Raw genomic sequence first — 20,491 nt, 5'->3', positions numbered from 1 at the left:
TAAAAATAGCATTTTTTTTAGATTAAGTTTCGAAACCATTATTATAAATTTGAGTATGATTAAAAGAAAACATTCAGGAAGCGACCTTACAATTTTCTCGGAAATGTCGGCTTTAGCGCTGAAATATAACGCTGTGAATCTTTCGCAAGGTTTTCCGGATTATGATATTGACGACAGACTGAAAAAACTTCTATGCGAAGGGACCGAGAAAAATTTCAACCAATATGCACCCATGGCAGGCTTGCCAATACTTGTCGAAAATTTATCTGAATTTAATTTGAAACGTAAGATTTCGGTTTCCAAGGAAAATATTACAGTTTCTCCCGGCGCAAGCTACGCAATTTACACAGCCTTGGCGGCCATTCTTGGCCCAGGTGATGAAGTTATTGTACTCGAACCCTGCTACGATTCGTATGTTCCTTCTATAGAAGTTAACGGTGGAATCCCAGTATATGTGAAGCTGAAGGATAATTTTGAAGTTGATTTTGATGCACTCAAGCAAGTCATCAGTCTTAAAACCAAAGCAATCATTGTAAATTCACCCCATAATCCTTCCGGAAAAGTCTGGAGAAAAGAAGACTGGGATCAACTCGCAAATCTCATTTCCAAGACCGATATTATTTTAATTTCTGATGAAGTGTATGATCTCCTGACTTACGATGAGCGCAGGTTTTACAGCGCCTTTCAGCATCCTGTTCTCAGGGAAAAATGTTTCAGTATTTTTTCGTTCGGGAAAATGTTTCACATTACCGGCTGGAAAGTAGGTTATGTATTGGCTTCCGAAGAACTTTCGCGGGCTTACCGGCGGGTACATCAGTACTTGAGCTTCAGTGTGAATGCGCCTGCACAATATGCCATCGCCAAATATTTAGAAATTTTCGATGCAGAAGAAAACAGCAAATTCATGCAGCAAAAAAGGGATTTCTTTATCGAATCTTTTAAGGATCTGCCGTTCACATTTACGGAAAAAGCAGAAGGTGGTTATTTCCAGATTATGAGCTATGGAAATATTTCAGAAAAGCCTGAAAAGGAATTCGCAGTATGGCTTACCGAACACGCAAAAGTTGCAACAATCCCTATTTCTGCATTTTATCATGAGCCATCGGATTCGGGAAAAATCCGTTTTTGTTTCGCTAAAAGAGAAGAGACCATTCTAAAAGCGGTAGAGCATTTAAAAGAGTTTTTATGATCTTTATTTTTGAGATTACGTATGATCAGAATTAATTCATTAATTAACAAGATGATTATCCACCGCAAATTTCACGAGCATTGAGGAATTTCTAACGTCAAGTTTGAACATAATTTTCCTGCGGTGCGTTTCTACTGTATGTGTACTGATAAATAGCTTATCCGCAATTTCCTTAGTCCGGAAACCTTCACAAATGAGGTCGAGAACTTCTCTTTCGCGTACGGTAAGTTCTTCGAAAGAACCAATTTTTTTCTCATTTGAATTTTCGAGATTACAGATAAAATTGTAAAGTATATTTTTTATTTCTTCATTTAGAAAGATCCGGCCCGCGATTACTTCATTTAATGCAAGCACGAATTCTGCGGTATCGGTACTTTTGCTGAGAAAACTTTTGATGCCTCGGTCGAAAAATTTCTTGATGTTTTTAACATCTATATTGGCCGAAAGAATAATAATTTTTAACTGTGCGTTAAGACCCATCAACTTTTCGATTATAGCCAACGCATCATTGGTACTGAATCCTAAAATATTAAGAACGGCAATTTGAGATTCTTCTTTAATTAAATTTTCAAGCTCATCGGCTTCAGTGGTAATGGTGTAACTGTATTTTTCACCAAAGCCATTTTTATCCAACAAACAACCCATCGCCTCAAGATACAGACAGTGATTATCAAAAAGAATAATTTCAGTTTTCATAGAATTTGTGTTTGGTTTTACGAAAATAATGATTTTATCGCTCTCCGATTACCGTAAAATCACCCAAACTTACTAATTATGAGCAAATTAACAACTCGTTAACATTGGTTTAAAAAAACAAGACAGCACCGAAGTTCGATACTGTCCTACTCATTACCTATTAAAATTGTCTTAAAATCTATTGTGAAATTTTAATTCAGAAATACCTCATATTTCTGCATATCGTGAATTACTTCCAGCAGATCTCCGTTAATTTCAATGTGCGCTTTCATTGCCATGAGTTCGATGGTCGACTGGTCTTCGGGATTTTTTACAAAGAAATTAAGCCTCTGTTCGCCTTTGTTTTCTGAAAAATTATTTTTGAAAAACTCAATATCTTCTCTGCGAAGATCCTGCAGATTTACCACAATTGTCATCTTTTTAGCAAACTTTTCAAACGCATCTTTCAGATCAATCACATCCGAAATATTTACAAAGACTCTGCCGTCTTTTGCCTGCGAGAATTTAATCTTGAAAATGACAAACCGCTGTACATCGATCCGGTCACGAAGCCTCATATAGTCGCGGTCTCCAAGCCGGAAACCATAACTTCCGCTGTAATCTTCCAGGGTGATGAAAGCAACTTTTTCGCCGCTGTTTTTCCCGTCGCGTACGGTGTATTCGGTGACCAATCCGGCAACCATATACTCGGGTGAGTTATTTTTCATGGCCTGCTTTTCCTTCCAGCTCATTTTTTCATCATTGAACAAATCAGGCTGTTGGCTAGCAAATACGCTGTCTTTGAAAGCTTCTACTTCATCCAGATTCAGGAAATTAAAACTGCCTTTTGGTTCTGCTTTTTTTGTCGGTTCCTCAATTAAAACTTCTTCGTCTCCGCTTAAAATTTCACCCGGAATATCGATGAGTTCGTCATCCGAATCTGTCGTATCTGCAATATCAACCGGCAGAATTATTTTTTCGAGTTCCGCAACTTCATCTTTCTTGCCTTCGAGGATTTCTTTTTTGCCTAAAGCACCCTGAATAAACTGAAACTGGAATTTGTACTCATCAAGCGGATGCGCAGACAGATAAAATCCTATGATTTCTTTTTCTTTATTAAGTTTGTGCATGCTTTGCCACTCTGGGGCAGGATTTATTTTAGGTGGCTCAATTTTCACCTCATCGGCAAAATCGGCAAACAGCGAGTTTTCTACTTCATTTTTGGTATCCTGAAAGCTCTGTCCGTAACGTAAAAGTTTCTCGATATTGGTTTTTCCAGCAATATCGATATCGAAATACTGCGCACGGTGATAACGGTCGACCTCATCGAAAGCGCCTGCAACCACCAAACTCTCTGCCACTCTTTTGTTCATTTGTGAGGATGGTATTCTTTCAAAAAAGTCATAAATATTTTTGAATCTTTCCGTTTTTCTTGCATTTACAATCGCTTCACTCGGTCCTTCACCAATTCCTTTAATCGCTCCCAACCCGAAACGGATCTGGCCTTTTTCGTTTACCGAGAATTCATACTGCGATTCGTTCACCGAAGGACCCAAAACATCCACGCCAATACTTTTGCAATCCTCCATAAACATGGTGATTTGCTTGGTATTGTTCAGGTTATTCGTCATTACACTTGCCATATACTCTGCCGGGTAATTGGCTTTGAGATAAGCAGTTTGGTAGGCAATCAGCGCATAGCAGGTTGAGTGGGATTTATTGAAGGCGTATTCGGCAAATGCCTCCCAGTCTTTCCATATTTTATTGAGTTTATCAACAGCGAGGTTATTTTTTTCGCCTTCTTCCATAAACTTCGGATACATTTTGTCGAGTGTAGCGCGGTCTTTCTTACCCATCGCTTTTCTTAATGTATCGGCTTCACCTTTGGTAAAATTCGCCAATTTTTGCGACAAAAGCATTACCTGTTCCTGATAAACCGTAATTCCGTAAGTTTCTGCGAGGAATTCTTCGGTTTCCTTTAAATCATACACCGTTTCTTCCAACTTATTTTTACGGTTGATGAAATTCGGGATGTACTTTATAGGTCCGGGACGGTAAAGCGCGTTCATCGCAATTAAATCCGCAAACTGAGTAGGTTTCAGTTCGCGCATGTATTTCTGCATTCCGGGACTTTCATACTGAAAAATCCCAATGGTTCTCCCCTCTTGGAACAGCTGATAGGTTTTGAGATCATCCAGGGGAATTTCATCCGGATTAATTTCGATTCCGTGGCGTTCTTTGATGAGTTTAATGGCGTGTTTAATAATGGTTAAAGTCCGCAAACCCAAAAAGTCCATCTTTAGGAGGCCTGCACTTTCAGCTACCGAGTTATCGAACTGTGACACTAAAATATCCGGATCTTTCGCTGCAATAGTGATCGGGACAAGATTCGAAATATCTTCCGGAGTTATAATCACACCGCAGGCATGAATTCCGGTATTTCGGATGCAACCTTCCATACGCTGCGCTGCCGAGAGCACTCCAAATCTGGAATCCTGCTTGTTTTCGAGGATATCTTTCATTTCCTGAGCCAGAACTTTATCTTCAGGACTTAATTTATCGAATTTTGCAAAAGCTTTCGCAATATTCATCCCTGGAGTTGAGGGAATGAGTTTCGCTATGTTATTGGTTTCCGGAATTGAAATATCGAGTACCCTACCGGCATCTTTTATGGCTGATTTCCCGCCTAACACTGAGTAAGTGATAATTTGGGCAACATTGGTCTTACCGTATTTTTCAACCACCCATTTGATGATTTTGTCACGTCCTTCGTCATCGAAATCGATATCAATATCCGGCATGGAAATCCTTTCAGGATTCAGAAAACGCTCAAATAGCAAATCGTATTTAATAGGATCCACATTGGTGATTCCTGTACAGTACGCTACGGCAGATCCTGCAGCAGAACCACGCCCAGGGCCAACCCAAACGCCCATTTTGCGGGCTTCGTTACAGAAATCCTGAACGATAAGGAAATAGCCGGGATAGCCGGTGTTGGCAATAACTTCAAGCTCGAAATCCAGCCGCTCCCTTATTTCATCAGTAATTTCGCCATATCTTTTTGCTGCGCCTTCATAAGTTAAATGTCTGAGATAAGCGTTTTCTCCGCGTTTTCCGCCGTCAATTTTATCTTCTTTACTTAAAAATTCCTCAGGAATATCGAACTCGGGAAGGAGAACGTCACGTTTTAAAGTATAGGGTTCAAACTTTGCCAGAAATTCTGAATACGCTTCAAAAGCATCAGGAAACTGGATGAAAGCCTGCTTCAGTTCATCACTGTTTTTAATGTAGAATTCGTTGGACGGAAGCCCGCGTCTCTTGCCAAAACCCTTACCTACAGGAGAAGAAAGCTTCTCCCCGTCTTTAATACAGTATAAAATATCCTGAATGTTGGCATCTTCTTTTTCGGTGTAGAATGTTTCATTCTGTGCTAAAATCTTTACATCATATTTCTCAGCAAATTCCAGCAAAACTTCATTTAAATGCTCCTCTTCCTCCACTTCATGATTCTGGATCTGTACGTAAAAATCGTCACCAAAAGTATCTTTCCACCACCGGAAAATTTCCTCTCCTTTCTGTTCACCAAATTCAAGAACGGTATTGGGAATATCTCCCAAAGTTCCGGCTGTAAGGGCGATAACATCTTTACGATATTCCGCAATCATCTGCCTTGAAATCCTCGGAACACCAAAATAAAAGCCGTTAACATAACCTAAACTCGAAAGTTTTGCCAGATTTTTATATCCGTTAAAATTTTTCGCAAGTAGAACCACGTTGGTCCTGCGGTCGGGATCATCTTTGGTAAACTGTTTCTGCTCCGGCCGGTCGGAAATATAAAACTCGCAGCCAATTACCGGAATCAGCGGGTCTTTTCTGGGTTCGGTGTCGGTAAATTCCCTGCCTTCTTCCTGTGCTTTTAATTTATTTTCTTCGTATTCTTTATATGTTTTTTTAATGTTTGCATTGGCTTTCTCTACTTCGGAAACAAACTTGAAAGCGCCCATCATATTCCCCAGATCAACCAATCCTACCGCCGAAAAATTATTGACCAAGGCTTTTTTTACAAGATCAGAAATATGCGTTGAAGCCTGCAGTGATGAGTAAATACTGTGGTTATGGAAATTGAAATAGTCGCCGATTTCAATCTCATCCGTATCACCAAAATCAACTTTTTTCTTCTTTTTGGAAGCCGCCACCTGCCTTCTGATAATAATCGCAAATGGCGGGAAAGTATTCGGATGACTGCTGATAAAATCCTGAAATTCTGAATCGGACATTTTGATTTTTTCCGCCGGAATAACACCAATCCGGATCATTTCGAAGAAAATCTGTGCGGTTGCGTTTACGTCGGCTGCAGCATTGTGTGCTTCATCGAATTTTTCGTTGTAGAGTTTTTCGTAGAGTTCGACTAATTTTGGTGATTTATATCTGCCGTTTTTTCCACCGCCGAGTTTACAGAAATCGGTTCCAAGCTCCATGGTATCTGCAGATGGAATTTTTTCAAGTGTATTTTCAAAATCTTTTCTGTGAAATTCAGCACCTACAATATTATAATCGAAATCAATATTGTGCCCTACAACCACTTCCGTTTTCTTTAAAACTTCCTGAAATTCCGCCAAAACCTCTGCGAGATCACGACCTTCTTCTTTAGCAATTTTAGTAGAAATCCCATGAATCCGGGTAGCGTTGAAAGGAATATCGTATCCTTCAGGTTTGATGATATAATCCTGATTTTCTAGCAGATTCCCGTTCCGGTCGTGCAACTGCCACGCAATCTGAACCATTCTGGGCCAGTTGTCGGAATCAGAGAGTGGTGCGCTGAAATTTTTTGGTAAACCTGTAGTCTCGGTATCGAAAATTAAATACATTATAAAGAAGAATTTTGGTAAAATTAGGGTAAAATATGTTTAGAAAAAAGCTGCTAAAACATAAAAAATTGATATCAGTCCTTATAACACAGGTGCAAAAAAAAGCGACAGATAAATCTGCCGCCTTCTATTAATTATTAAAAATCTTATTTTTTAATTGACTTCACTGTTTTTACAGAACCGTCAGCATACTGTAAATTCACGAAATACATTCCTGATTTCAGATGCCCGAGGTTTAGCTCAGCAGCAGGTGCCAAGGTTTTCACAGTTCGGCCTGATGCATCTACGATATTGATTGATTTTACTCCTTTGATATCGGAGATTTTAACTACATCGGTAAATGGATTTGGATAAACAGAAACATCCGACTTATTTAGATCGTCTACCGCAAGGAATTGTTGATAATTGATTGTATAATCTTCTGCTTGTCCGTTAACCATTTGAGCGCAGGCAGATACCAATGAGGTATGAATTGCTGTTCCTGAGAAATTATATTTAACCCTCATTCTTTTCTGTCCATAAGAAGTTCCTGCAGGAATTGCAATATTACCGGTTAATGAAATTGGATTATCAGGCAAATTAACCTTTCTGATCATTGTAGCAGTAGTATTGAAATAAGACTCACCTGCATCATCAAAATCACCATCGCTGTTCCAGTCAATAAATACCGACATTGCCCAGCCATTTACAGGATTTCCGTTAGTGGTTCCTAATACAGTAAGCGGAAGGGATGTTACATTATCTTTAACTTCAAAAATTGTTGTGGTAAAATCTTCATACGCAGGGAATGCCCCAATTGTTGTTGCTGTAGCATCTGAAGTCTTGGTAGTTCCCGCAAAGTTCACTGATTTTATAGGTGCTACAGCCGTAGGCGCGCTGGAAGTTAACGGACCGCAGTAAGTAATGACATTATTGGTTGAGAACGTAATTCCTGTACAGCCTGAAGCTTCCCCTACTGTATTCCAAGGTGTTACTGTTGTGTAATAAGTTGTATTAGGTGCAAGCGCTACATTCTGAGAGGTTCCTGCTACAACACCACCAAAAACGTCATTTCCACCAGGTGTAGTACCTACCGTAAGGATGTAATTTACTGCTGTTGGCACTGCTTGCCAAGTGAAGGTATTGGTTCCTGACGGCAAAACAGCTCCCGATGTTGGATTCGTAAATGTTGTACAAGCAGGAACTGCAGTTACAGACTGTTGAACTATTGATAAATCATCTACAAAAACATTTCCAGTGGTTGAGCCAGATGGAACAAACCATGCACCATACCCATAAGATTGCCCCGGCTGCATTTTTCCTGCAGGAATTATCCCGGTTTTTTGAGTACATGTTGTAATCGCTGCACTTCCCAAAACTGTGCCCGTGCTAACATATTCGATGTTCCATGCATTAGAAGCTGCAACATAGGTAAATACTGCTGCGTACAAAGTTCCGGTTACTCCGGCTGCCTTTTTGTAATTAAAACTTATAGCCGCTTCCTGGCCGTTATTGATTTTACCAAATTCTTCTTCAAGAACATCATTTAAAACCATCCATCCGGTTTGTGTAACGGTGCCACCAATGGCCAACTGACCACCTAATGTTCCCGAGCATGCAGCAGCTGCTGCGATTGTTCCACCTCCGAACTGTGCATACTGTCCCACATTAGTGGCTTCTTCAAAATCGCCTACATAGTTTAGTTGTGCATGAGCACCAATCCCTAAACCAAGTAAGCACGAAAGTAATAATTTTTTCATATGTCGTTATTTTAAAATTGTCTTCCAAATATATAATAAATAAATGAAATTTAGAATAATTTAGTTTTTTGGATTTTCTTTTATCAAATCACAATATTTTCAGCCATTAACAGATCGTGTTTACACCACTTTTGTGAAATAATTGCAGATAGCAGTTTTCTCAGCTATTAATCCAGTTCCCACAAACAGTAGTTTTATTATTGTCATTAAAATTTTTATATTTGTTTTATATGGAAATAGGCACAAAAAAACACATATCAGAGGAGATTTTATTAAAAGCCTTTAATCACATGATGCTGGCAAAAGCGATGGCCGACATTTATGAAGAAAATAGGAATATCACCAAGTATGTTCACAGCACCTCACGCGGACACGAAGCCATTCAGTTGGCTACAGCTTACCAGTTAACAAAGGACGACTGGGTTTCACCATACTACCGCGACGAAAGTTTACTGCTTGGAATTGGTTTTGAGCCCTTCCGCTTAATGCTCCAGCTTTTAGCTAAAGCCGATGATCCTTTTTCCGGCGGCCGCTCCTATTATTCACACCCGTCGAGTCGCGAAGAAGATTTACCAAAAATAATTCACCAAAGTTCCGCCACCGGTATGCAGGCGATTCCTACCACCGGAATTGCACAGGGAATTAAATATATTCAGGAATTCAATCTTGAAACTTATGACCAAAATCCTGTTGTTGTCTGCAGTTTAGGCGACAATTCTGTGACCGAGGGTGAAGTTGCTGAAGCATTTCAGTTTGCGGCCCTGCATCAGCTGCCCATTATATTTCTTATTCAGGATAACGAATGGGGAATTTCAGTAACAAAAGAAGAAGCAAGAACTTCAGATGCGTACGATTATGCTGCGGGTTTTGTGGGATTAAACAGAATGCGTGTGGACGGAACCGATTTTATAGAGAGTTTTGAAGCCATGAAAAAAGCCGTCGATTTTGTGCGGTCAGAAAGAAAGCCGATACTTGTTTGTGCGAAAACTGTTCTCATTGGTCACCACACTTCAGGCGTTCGGCGTGAATTTTACAGAGATGAGGATGATCTGGCAAAACACCGTGCAAAAGATCCGGGAAAGATGTTAAGAAACAGATTAATCGAAGACGGCATCAGCGAAGATCTTCTGAACAAGATTGAAAAAAACGCTAGGACAGAAGCGGAACACGCATTTGAAAAGGCAATTTCAGCTGAAGATCCGAAACCGGAAACTGTTACAGAACACATTTTTGCTCCGACCCCGATTACAGAAGAATCCGGCGAAAGAGAACCAAAAGGACAAGAAAAAATTGTTATGGTAGATGCGGCCATCCATGCCATTCAGGAAATTATGTGGAAACATCCGGAAGCATTGCTTTACGGACAGGATGTAGGTGAAAGAATCGGCGGAGTGTTCCGTGAAGCAGTAACTTTAGGCAAGAAATTCGGTAATAAAAGAGTTTTCAATACCGCGATTCAGGAAGCATATATTATCGGATCCACTGTTGGGATGAGTGCTGTTGGCCTAAAACCTATTGTCGAAGTACAGTTTGCCGACTATATTTATCCCGGAATTAACCAACTCATTACAGAGATTTCAAAATCAAATTACTTATCTAACGGAAAATTTCCGGTGAGCAATATCATCCGCGTTCCCATTGGCGCTTATGGTGGTGGCGGACCTTATCACAGCGGAAGTGTAGAAAGCATTCTCGCAAATATCAAAGGAATCAAAATCGCTTATCCGAGCAACGCTGCAGATTTCAAAGGTTTGCTGAAAGCAGCTTATTATGATCCCAATCCTGTGGTAATGCTGGAACATAAAGGGCTTTACTGGAGCAAAGTTCCGGGAACCGAAGATGCGAAAACCATTGAGCCTGCGGAAGATTACATTTTACCGTTCGGAAAAGCTAACATCATCAAAGAGGCCGATAAAACGGAAACTGAAAAAGGCAGAACCATGGTCATTGTCACCTACGGAATGGGCGTTTACTGGGCAAAAGAAGCCGCAGCAAATTTCCCAGGCAGAGTAGAAATTATCGACCTGAGAACCTTAATTCCACTCGATGAAAAATTAGTATTCGAAAGCGTAAAAATCCACAGCAAATGCCTGGTTCTTACCGAAGAGCAGCTCAATAATTCATTTGCCGAAGCATTTGCACACCGCATCACCAAAGAATGTTTTAAATATCTCGACGCGCCAGTTGAAGCAATGGGTTCATTAAATTTACCTGCAGTTCCAATCAACTTAATTCTAGAAAAAGAAATGCTGCCGAATGGGGAAAAGGTTTCTGAGAAAATAAAGGAAATGTTAAGTCATTAAAAAACTAAAAGCACCGAGATTGAAACGGTGCTTTTTTCATTAAAATTAAATACCAATGGATTCATCGTGCTGAGAAAGATCAAGTCCGAGGTGCTCTGATTCTTCCGAAACCCGCAGTGGAATGATGAAATCAGTGATTTTGTAGAGTAATAAAGCTCCAAAAAATGTAAACGCCGAAACCAGAACCAAAGCCAGCATGTGATGCCCAAAAACCGACCAGCCCCCATGCAACAAACTTGAATTTTCGCCATGCGCAAAAATTGCGGTAAGAATCATTCCCATAATTCCTCCTACGCCATGACAGGCAAAGACATCCAAAGTGTCATCTATTTTTTTGAGTTTTTTCCAGTGCATCATTGAATTAGAAATAATTGCAGAGATAAACCCGATGAACAGACTTTCAGCAATTGTTACAAATCCCGCAGCTGGGGTAATTGCTACCAAGCCAACAACCGCACCAATGGAAGCGCCTAAGGCAGAGACTTTTCTTCCATTAATTCGATCAAAAAATATCCAGGTGATCATTGCGGAAGCCGAAGCAATGGTGGTGGTACCAAAAGCCATCGCAGCAGTTGCATTAGCCGCTAAAGCAGAACCAGCATTGAAACCAAACCATCCAAACCAAAGCATTCCGGTTCCTAATAAAACAAATGGAATATTCGAAGGTTGATGATGTGGATTTTTTCTTCGTCCCAAAACAATTGCGCCGGCAAGTGCTGCGAAACCTGCACTCATGTGAACTACCGTTCCTCCGGCGAAATCTTTTACTCCGAAAAATTTATTCAGCAAACCTTCCGGATGCCAAACCATGTGGCAAAGTGGCGTATATATAAACAAACTGAATAGAACCATAAATAAAAGATAGGAAATAAAACGAACCCTTTCAGCAAACGAACCAGTGATTAAAGCCGGTGTAATTACCGCAAATTTCATTTGAAACAATGCGAACAAAATAAAAGGAATTGTGTGCGCCATTAAATGATGTGGAACTGTACCTACCCTACTGAAAAAAGGGTAACTCAAAGGATTTCCGATGATACCGTAATGAATGCCATTGAAAGTGAAACCTAAACTTTCACCAAAGGAAAGACTGAAACCAACAACCACCCAAAGAATGGAAATTACACCCAGTGCAATAAAACTCTGCAACATGGTGGAAATCACGTTTTTGCTACCCACCATTCCGCCATAGAAAAACGAAAGGCCGGGAGTCATCAACAAAACCAAACCTGCTGCGGCTAAAATCCAGGCAACATCAGCACCTACAATTTGGTCTTCGCTGAGGAATTCGCCGGAGTTTGGGACAGGAATTTCAGTTTTCCAGAATAATGCCGCGATTGAAATCATTGTAATTACAACAAAAGAAGCAATCCATCTTTTCTCAATTTTCATATTTTTTTATTTTTACCCCTGCTAAATTAGTATTTATTTTTAAAATTAATACAATTTATAAAGACAACCCATATAAAAATTAGGAGTAAATTTAATTTTATATGTTTTTATTTAAAATAAGCTATTGAAGTTATTGTTTCTATAGAATTAGTATTTTTGTAAAAATCTACCTTCAAAATGTCGGAAAATATTCAAAAAAAAATAGAAGATCTGCGCGAAGAACTTCATCAACATAACTATAATTATTACACCTTAGATGAACCTACAATTTCAGATTTTGAATTTGATTTGAAGCTCAAAGAACTTCAGGAATTGGAAGCAAAAAATCCTGAATTTTACGACAGCAACTCTCCTACTTTGCGTGTTGGTGGTGAAATCACAAAAAATTTCCCGACGGTTCAGCATCAGTTTAGGATGTATTCCCTTGATAATTCTTACGATTTCAATGATCTGGAAGACTGGGAAAAACGCGTTCAGAAAGCCTTAAATGAGCCTGTAGAGTTTGTCGCAGAACTGAAATACGACGGCGCTTCGATTTCAATCTTATACGAAAACGGAAAACTTAAAGAAGCCGTAACCCGTGGCGACGGCTTTCAGGGTGATGAAATTACACCAAACGTAAAAACGATTTCAGAAATTCCGATGCAGCTTCACGGTGATTATCCGGATCGGTTTTTCATCCGGGGCGAAATTTATTTAACGAGAAAAAATTTCGATAAAATCAACAAAAGACGCGAGGAAGAAGGTCTGGATCCCTTCATGAATCCGAGAAATACAGCTTCCGGAAGTCTGAAAATTCAGGATTCTGCAGAAGTGAGAAAACGCGGACTTTCAGCGGTTCTTTATCAGTACATATCAAGTGAATTTCCAGCACAAACACACTGGGAGCTGCTTCAGAAAGCGAAATCCTGGGGATTCCATATTTCAGAACAGGCAAAACTGTGTAAAACACTGGATGAAGTTAAAGCATTCATCACGCACTGGGATACCGCAAGGCATCAGTTAGGCTTCGATATCGACGGCATTGTGATAAAGGTAAACGATTTGTCGCAGCAGAGGACTTTAGGCTACACGGCGAAATCTCCACGTTGGGCGATGGCGTATAAATTCAAAGCTGAAAAAGTCGAAACTGAATTAGAGAAAGTAACTTACCAAGTTGGAAGAACCGGCGCAATAACTCCGGTCGCCAATCTGAAACCTGTTTTATTGGCAGGAACTGTGGTGAAAAGGGCGAGTTTGCACAACGAAGACATCATTAAAAAATTGGGTCTCCACGAACATGATTTTGTATTTGTGGAAAAAGGCGGCGAAATTATTCCGAAGATTGTTGGGGTTAATTTAGAGAAAAGAGATCCTGAAAATCCGGAAATTCAATACATCAAAACTTGCCCTGAATGTGGAACTGAACTGGTGAAAATTGAAGATCAAGCGATACATTTTTGTCCGAACGAGTTGCATTGTCCGCCACAAGTTGTCGGGCGAATGATACATTATGTATCGAGAAAAGCTTTAAATATTGAAAATCTTGGTAGCGAAACCATCGAACAATTGTATCGCGAAAAACTGGTAGAAAATCCGGCAGATCTCTATGCTTTGAAGAAAGAGCAACTGCTACCTTTAGAAAGAATGGCAGAAAAATCGGCACAGAATATTATTGACGGAATTGAAAAGTCAAAAGAAGTTCCTTTTGAAAAAGTATTGTTCGGAATCGGCATCAAACATGTCGGAGAAACTGTTGCCAAGAAATTAGCCAAAAATTTTGAATCCATTGACGCGTTAAAAAATGCCACTGTTGAAGAACTCACCCAAGTAGAAGACATCGGCGGAAAAATTGCGGAAAGTATTGTAGCATTCTTTGAAAATTCGGAAAATCAGTTGATGATTGAACGTTTGAAATCTTACGGAGTTCAATTAGAAAAAGGAGAAAGTACGAATGAGGTTTTAAGCAATGTTCTGGAAAACAAAACTTTTTTATTCACAGGAAAACTATCACTTTTCACACGCGACGATGCTGAAGCAATGGTTGAAAAACACGGCGGGAAAAACATTTCTGCGGTTTCTAAAAACCTTAATTATCTTGTTGTTGGTGAAAAAGCCGGAAGTAAACTTAAAAAAGCCCAGGACATCGGTACCATCGAAATTCTGGATGAGCAGCAATTTCTGGATTTGCTGGGAACACCATCCTAAAAACTAAAATAAAAATCAAATAAAAAACCCTTTAAAACTTACGTCTTAAAGGGTTTAAATGTAAACCGTGAAATTTACAAGGCGGAGGAACAGGGATTCGAACCCCGGGACCTGTTACAGTCAACAGTTTTCAAGACTGCCGCAATCGACCACTCTGCCATTCCTCCAGTAAAATGATTTCTCATTTTCAGTGGTGCAAATATAAAAAGCTTTTCTATACCGACCAAATATTTCTTTGAAAAATATCCTAAAAACCTAATATTCAAAGGGAAAAATTTAATTCTTAGCAATATTTAATCCTAAATAAACTGCGCCAAATCCCACAATTACACTCAAAAGAATATAACAAATCAGCATGGTATAATTTCCGTTTTCCCAAAGCGAAATATTTTCCGCCGAAAAAGTAGAAAATGTCGTAAATCCGCCGCAAAAACCTGTGATCAAAAGAAACTTCAGGTAACTATCGATCTTAATGAAATAAGAACTGAAGACTCCGATCAAGAAACAACCAATAATGTTTACCACAAAAGTTCCCATCGGAAAAGAGTTGATGTTCCATAATTTCTGGGTGTAATTGGAAACAACAAAGCGCAAAACGCTTCCGAAGCCACCGCCAAGAAATATATAGACCATGTTTCTCATCCTTTTTTATAAATATTTTACTGTGCTAATTCTGCCAGATATTTTTCTGCATCCATGGCAGCCATACATCCACTTCCCGCTGCTGTAATCGCCTGGCGATATCTGTGATCCTGAACATCGCCCGCTGCGAAAACTCCTGGCAAATTGGTCAAGGTAGAACCTGGAACTGTTTTAATGTATCCGTTTTCATCCAAATGGATTTGGCCTGCAAAAATATCCGTGTTCGGTTTGTGTCCGATTGCGATAAAAATTCCGTGCACGTCTATTTTTGAAATTTCCTGAGTTTGATTATTGATCACCACTGCTCTTTCTACCAGAGCATTTTCGCCTTCAATTCCGATTAATTCGTGGTTGAATTTCACTTCGATGTTCGGTGTGTTTTCTACCCTGTGAATCATCGCCTTCGAGGCGCGGAAGGTATCTTTTCTTACCAACATCGTAACTTTATTCGTGAGTTTCGCAAGATATGTAGCTTCTTCAGCAGCGGTATCGCCCGCTCCTACCACGATTACATCTTTACCTTTGTAGAAAAATCCGTCGCAGGTTGCACACGCCGAAACGCCTCCCCCTGAATATTTTTTTTCATCATCAAGACCTAAATATTTTGCCGTAGCACCTGTGGAAATAATTACAGATTTTGCCAAAATCTCTTTATTGCCGGCCCAGAGTTTATGAATCCCGCCTACTTCTGTAGAAAATTCTGCTTTTGTGATGAGTTCGTAATGAACTTTTGTATCGAATCTTTCTGCCTGTTTCTGCAGATCCATCATCATCTGGGGACCGGTAACCCCATCGGGATATCCGGGAAAATTATCAACTTCAGTGGTTGTTGTTAATTGTCCGCCAGGTTCAAGGCCGGTGTATAATTCGGGTTTCAAATCGGCTCTTGCGGCATAAATTGCTGCGGTAAATCCGGAAGGTCCGGAACCTACGATCACGCAGTCTAAAATATTCTGTTCCATTATTTACTTAATGTTTATGATTTTGAGTTTTCAAAAATCGTTATTTATTTTGGGTTGAAGTATATGTTATGATGAATTTTTTCGATTGCAGAAATCTGGTGTATTATTATTTTAAATTCTTCTGTAATGAGTAACTGCTTTTTCTTTTATAAAATATCCCGCGACCCGACCTGAGTGGAGCTCTTTTTGCGTAAAAAAGTGAAGCAAAAAAGCGGGAACGGAGGGCGGAAAAAGTCGCTCAAACTCACACTTTCACCTTTAAGCGGTCCACATGCAGAATTTTGTATACCATTTCTCGCAGCAACTCGCTTTCTTCCATATTTACGGCACCTAAACCTTTGTTTTTCAGATCCATTTCTCGCAGTATGGAGATGATTCGCGTACAGTGTTTGAGGTTGTAAAAACGTGCAGCTTCAGTATAACTTTTGACAAAATAAGGATTAACGCCCATTGCGGATGCCATTGCCTGCTGCGACTGTCCTGCCATGGTGTGGCAAATCACCAGATTCGAAAAAAAGTTGTATAAATTACCGATTACCATTGGGAACGAATTGTTTTTTGGAGATTTCCCCATGAAATGTGCTATTCGCAGCGCGTTGCTTTCATCTCTTTTACCAAGAGCTTTGATGAGTTCGAAAACATTAAAATCTTTGCTGATTCCGATGTGGGTTTCGATGATTTTTTCGTCGAGAAGTTCATCGTTTTTCAGAATCATTTTGAGTTTACTGAGTTCGTTGGAAATCCTTGACAAATCGGTTCCGAGGTATTCGGAGAGTAATAAAGGAATATCTGGTTTTGTTTTCAGGCCGACATTGCGAAGCTCCTGCTCGATCCATTTCGGGACTTCATAATCCTTCATTTTCGGACTTTCGAAAAGCATCTTATTTTTGGAAAGTATCTTGGCAAAACTTTTCCGCGAATCAACTTTTTTATATTTGTGAGCGATGACCAAAAGTGTAGATTCTACAGGATTTTCTGCATAAATTTTTAAAGCATCTGCTTCTTTTTCTGTCATGCGGATTTCTTGAGCTTCTTTAAGGATAATTACCTGCCTGTCGCCCATCATCGGAAACTGCCGGGCCAGAGATAATACCTCGCTGAAGGTAGTATCTTTGCCATAAACCAACGTTTGGTTGAAAGCTTTTTCGTCTTCTTCCAGAACGTCGCTTTCAAAAGCTTTTACAACCACATCCATAAAAAAAGGTTCTTCGCCATGAAAAAAATAAATCGGCTGAAACTCTTTATTTTTAATATTTTTGAGGATTAAATCTAATTCTTTCATAAATGCAACTTCCGGAACTGAATTTTGAGGATACTTTTGATTTGCAAATCAAGAGAGACAAAGATAAGTTTTTTATTTATGATTTGGTCCGGAAAAACTGGCTTCTCCTTACGCCTGAAGAATGGGTAAGGCAACATTGGGTGCATTATTTTCATGTAAAAAAACGCCGTAATCTCTCGTCGCTTATTTTAGAAAAAAAGCTGGAACTTAACGGAACCACCAAGCGAATCGATCTTTTGGTAACCGAAAAAACTGTCCCCAAAATCTTGGTCGAATGTAAAGCTCCCAAAATAAAGCTTACCCAAAAAACTTTCGAACAGACCGCAAGATACAATTCCATTATCGGGGCTGAAGAAATTATTCTGAGTAACGGTTTGCATCACGTGTATGCGAAATTTTCAGACAATCATTATGTGTTTTCGCGATTTGAAGAGTAATTTTGCATCATGATTAAACTTAACCCGAATCTCGTAGCAATTTTTCCGCTGCTGATTTTTGTTTTTGTATTTCTTGGTTTCGGGATTTACTACGATGATTTTTACTCGCTGCCTTCGCCCATTGCTGCTCTATTAGGAATCACCTCAGCATTTGTACTTTTAAAAGGCAGCATCAACAGCAAAGTTGATACATTCCTGAAAGGCTGCGGCGACGGGAAAATTCTCACCATGTGTATAATTTACCTTCTGGCAGGAGCTTTTGCAACGGTAACAGCCGCCACCGGAAGTGTAGATTCTATCGTTAATCTCGGACTCACCTATATTTCACCCGCATATTTTCCTGTGGGAGTTTTTGTTATTGCTTCGTTTCTTTCTTTCGCGTCGGGAACTTCAGTGGGCTCCATTGTTACCTTAGGTCCGATTGTGATTGCTTTGGCTGAAAAAAGCGGCTCACCTTTAGGGTTAATTGGTGCGTGTCTTCTTTCCGGTGCCATGTTTGGCGATAATCTTTCCCTCATTTCGGATACCACGATTGCCGCTACGCAAACTTTAGGCTGCCAGATGAAAGACAAATTCCGTTTTAACTCGAAAATCGCGATCCCTGCAGCGGTTGCAGCCATTATCATTTTAACGGTAATGGGCTTCAGTCAGGAAAACACAGCTGCTGCAGCCGCCACAGCAAAAGACTTTAATCTGATGTTGGTTCTGCCCTATATTTTGGTAATTGTGCTTTCTTTATTGGGTTTAAATGTATTTGTAGTACTGTTCGCAGGGCTTATTTTTGCGGGACTTCTGGGTTTCGGTTACGGAAGTTTCGATTTTCTTGGTTTCGCAAAGAAAACTTACGAAGGCTTTACCAGCATGACCGAAATTTTCCTGCTCTCGCTTCTTACAGGCGGTTTAGCCGCGTTGGTCGAAAAAGCCGGTGGAATTTCGTTTCTTATCGCAAAAATCAGCAAAGTCATCAGTTCAAAAAAAACAGCATTACTGGGAATCGGTGGATTGGTAACAGCAGCAAATCTTTGTGTCGCCAACAACACGATTTCAATTATTATCTCCGGGAAAGTTGCCAAAGAAATCAACGATAAATATGGTTTGAAACCCCAGCAAAGCGCGTCGGTACTTGATATTTTTTCGTGTTATGTACAGGGACTGATTCCTTACGGCGCGCAGATTCTTATTCTGATTTCTCTCAGCAGTTTTAAAATGAATTATATCGAACTCGTACAGTATTCATTTTATCTCCACATTCTCTTAATTTTCACACTGATCAGTATTCTGTTTGGTAAAAAGTAATCAACAAAAAATGCAGCAAAATTTAACGATAAAAAATATTATTTTCGATTTTGGAGGCGTGGTGATGGACTGGAATCCGCGCTATTTCTTCAAAGATTATTTCAATGATGATGAGCGGATGGAATATTTCCTGAAATACATTGCTCACGATGAATGGAATGCCGAGCAGGACCGCGGAAGAAGTTTATCAGAAGGAACCGAAATACAGGTTCAGAAATTCCCGGAATGGGAAAAGGAACTCCGTGCTTATTACGACAACTGGACCAAGATGCTGAGAGCAGATATCCCCGAAAATGTAGAAGTTTTAAGAAAACTGCAGCATTCTGATTATGAATTGTTCGGGCTCACGAACTGGTCGGCCGAAACCTTCCCTTACGCACTCGAAAATTATGATTTCTTCAACATTTTCGAAGGTAAAATTGTTGTTTCAGGTACTGAAAAACTCATTAAACCCGATCCGAAAATCTGGCATGTACTCCTCGAAAGGTATAATCTGAAGGCTGAAGAATCTGTTTTCATCGACGATAATCCGAAAAATATTGAAGTCGCAAAATCTTTAGGATTCGCAACTGTACACATTATGGAAGAAATCAACCTGGAAAAAGAATTGAAGAGTTTGGGTCTGATATTTTAATCTTCACGGTTCACCAACTCCATAGAAAAAGCTGGCAGACAAATGGCCAGATATTCGCAGGATTCTGAAAACGGATTGCTGTAACGGATCCGGGCACCTTTATTAATTTTTATACTTTCTCCGGCTTCCAGGACAACGATTTCACCGTCAATTTCAAACTGTTTTTTACCTTTGATGATGTAAGTATATTCATCAAATTCGGGCGTTTGATGCGGCTCGCTCCAGTTCGGCGGCGCCACCATGTGCGCAATGGAAACATCAGTATTTCCGGTAGAATTTCCCCAGATTTCCTCAATTAGTTTGCCATCGGTGGTTGGGACAATAAACGGATTTTTCTGAATTTTATATTTCGACATGATGAATTTTTTGAGAATTTAATGTATTCAAAATTAAAGAAAAAAATCAGGAAATTTTTCTGATTTTAAAAAGTAAATTTGGTGTCATTTTTTATCACCGAAAGCACAATATTGCTGTGATACTGGCCGATGTTAGGGATATTTGCCACTACCGTCGTCATAAAATTATTGTATTCTTTGATGTTTTTGGCAACCACTTTAATCATATAATCGTACTGCCCGGAAAGACTCACCACTTCCAGAACCTGAGGTTCAGACTTTATTTTCCGTTCGAATTCCTGAAGTTTATTGTTCGACTGCTCTTTCAAAACTATATTACAGTACGCCATAATTTCAAATCCGGCGAGTTCAGCGTCAATCAGCACCACATTTTTCCGGATGATGCCGTGATGTTTGAGGGATTTTATTCTTTCATAAGTCGCGGTGAACGAAAGTCCGATTTTTTCCGCCAAATCTTTCACGGAAACGGTGGAATCTTCCTGCAGGAAATTGAGAATTTTGTGGTCTGTACTGTCTAAAGTTTTCATAA

The 20,491-nt window shown here is 39.7% G+C and carries 15 protein-coding genes and 1 tRNA gene; 6 read left to right on the top strand and 10 right to left on the bottom strand.

What is annotated here, in order from left to right; all coding sequences use genetic code 11:
- The first annotated feature begins 55 nt into the window (after positions 1 to 55).
- Positions 56 to 1,189: a methionine aminotransferase gene (locus CDW55_RS06125; RefSeq protein ID WP_088468887.1), complete on the top strand. Its 1,134-nt coding sequence runs from the start codon at positions 56 to 58 to the stop codon at positions 1,187 to 1,189.
- A 39-nt stretch (positions 1,190 to 1,228) separates the two neighbouring features.
- On the opposite strand, the gene CDW55_RS06120 is transcribed toward CDW55_RS06125, so the two are convergent.
- From CDW55_RS06120 to CDW55_RS06110, 3 genes are all read right to left on the bottom strand, one after another.
- Positions 1,229 to 1,885, bottom strand: coding sequence for a response regulator transcription factor (locus CDW55_RS06120; RefSeq protein ID WP_088468886.1), 657 nt, complete (start codon positions 1,883 to 1,885; stop codon positions 1,229 to 1,231).
- A 191-nt stretch (positions 1,886 to 2,076) separates the two neighbouring features.
- Positions 2,077 to 6,732, bottom strand: coding sequence for a DNA polymerase III subunit alpha (gene dnaE, locus CDW55_RS06115; protein ID WP_088468885.1), 4,656 nt, complete (start codon positions 6,730 to 6,732; stop codon positions 2,077 to 2,079).
- 146 nt (positions 6,733 to 6,878) lie between these two features.
- Complete coding sequence (locus CDW55_RS06110) at positions 6,879 to 8,471, bottom strand: T9SS type A sorting domain-containing protein (RefSeq protein ID WP_088468884.1); 1,593 nt, start codon at positions 8,469 to 8,471, stop codon at positions 6,879 to 6,881.
- 230 nt (positions 8,472 to 8,701) lie between these two features.
- Between CDW55_RS06110 and CDW55_RS06105 the strand changes: the two genes are divergently transcribed.
- Positions 8,702 to 10,774, top strand: coding sequence for a thiamine pyrophosphate-dependent enzyme (locus tag CDW55_RS06105; protein WP_088468883.1), 2,073 nt, complete (start codon positions 8,702 to 8,704; stop codon positions 10,772 to 10,774).
- Between the two features lie 45 nt (positions 10,775 to 10,819).
- Here CDW55_RS06105 and CDW55_RS06100 read toward each other — a convergent pair whose 3' ends face one another.
- Positions 10,820 to 12,166 (bottom strand): ammonium transporter, encoded by a 1,347-nt coding sequence (locus tag CDW55_RS06100; RefSeq protein ID WP_088468882.1) that lies wholly within the window; start codon positions 12,164 to 12,166, stop codon positions 10,820 to 10,822.
- 177 nt (positions 12,167 to 12,343) lie between these two features.
- On the opposite strand from CDW55_RS06100, the gene ligA reads away from it, so the two are divergent.
- Positions 12,344 to 14,353, top strand: coding sequence for an NAD-dependent DNA ligase LigA (ligA, locus tag CDW55_RS06095; RefSeq protein ID WP_088468881.1), 2,010 nt, complete (start codon positions 12,344 to 12,346; stop codon positions 14,351 to 14,353).
- An 82-nt stretch (positions 14,354 to 14,435) separates the two neighbouring features.
- Here ligA and CDW55_RS06090 read toward each other — a convergent pair.
- From CDW55_RS06090 to holA, 4 genes are all read right to left on the bottom strand, one after another.
- Positions 14,436 to 14,520, bottom strand: a tRNA-Ser gene (locus tag CDW55_RS06090).
- Between the two features lie 109 nt (positions 14,521 to 14,629).
- A complete protein-coding gene (gene crcB / locus CDW55_RS06085; protein WP_228399615.1) occupies positions 14,630 to 14,986 on the bottom strand; it encodes a fluoride efflux transporter CrcB in 357 nt (118 codons plus the stop codon).
- Between the two features lie 26 nt (positions 14,987 to 15,012).
- Positions 15,013 to 15,957, bottom strand: a complete 945-nt coding sequence (gene trxB, locus CDW55_RS06080; RefSeq protein WP_088468879.1) for a thioredoxin-disulfide reductase — start codon at positions 15,955 to 15,957, stop codon at positions 15,013 to 15,015.
- Positions 15,958 to 16,201: 244 nt separating this feature from the next.
- A complete protein-coding gene (gene holA / locus CDW55_RS06075; protein WP_088468878.1) occupies positions 16,202 to 17,239 on the bottom strand; it encodes a DNA polymerase III subunit delta in 1,038 nt (345 codons plus the stop codon).
- A gap of 2 nt (positions 17,240 to 17,241) precedes the next feature.
- Between holA and CDW55_RS06070 the strand changes: the two genes are divergently transcribed.
- From CDW55_RS06070 to CDW55_RS06060, 3 genes are read left to right on the top strand one after another with little or no spacing between them, the layout of a single operon-like run.
- Positions 17,242 to 17,676: a type I restriction enzyme HsdR N-terminal domain-containing protein gene (locus CDW55_RS06070; protein WP_088468877.1), complete on the top strand. Its 435-nt coding sequence runs from the start codon at positions 17,242 to 17,244 to the stop codon at positions 17,674 to 17,676.
- A gap of 9 nt (positions 17,677 to 17,685) precedes the next feature.
- Positions 17,686 to 18,972, top strand: coding sequence for a Na+/H+ antiporter NhaC family protein (locus tag CDW55_RS06065; RefSeq protein WP_088468876.1), 1,287 nt, complete (start codon positions 17,686 to 17,688; stop codon positions 18,970 to 18,972).
- Positions 18,973 to 18,982: 10 nt separating this feature from the next.
- Positions 18,983 to 19,606: an HAD family hydrolase gene (locus CDW55_RS06060; RefSeq protein WP_088469524.1), complete on the top strand. Its 624-nt coding sequence runs from the start codon at positions 18,983 to 18,985 to the stop codon at positions 19,604 to 19,606.
- Here the strand turns inward: CDW55_RS06060 and CDW55_RS06055 are convergent.
- Positions 19,603 to 19,962, bottom strand: a complete 360-nt coding sequence (locus tag CDW55_RS06055; protein WP_088468875.1) for a cupin domain-containing protein — start codon at positions 19,960 to 19,962, stop codon at positions 19,603 to 19,605. The genes CDW55_RS06060 and CDW55_RS06055 overlap by 4 nt on opposite strands.
- Before the next feature lie 65 nt (positions 19,963 to 20,027).
- Positions 20,028 to 20,489, bottom strand: coding sequence for an Lrp/AsnC family transcriptional regulator (locus CDW55_RS06050; RefSeq protein ID WP_088468874.1), 462 nt, complete (start codon positions 20,487 to 20,489; stop codon positions 20,028 to 20,030).
- Positions 20,490 to 20,491: the final 2 nt, after the last annotated feature.

Origin of the sequence: Chryseobacterium sp. VAUSW3, assembly GCF_002205795.1 — a bacterium.
GTDB lineage: Bacteria > Bacteroidota > Bacteroidia > Flavobacteriales > Weeksellaceae > Kaistella > Kaistella yananensis.
The sequence above is the reverse complement of the archived record's forward strand: the minus strand, read 5'-3'. Positions and strand labels throughout refer to the sequence as shown.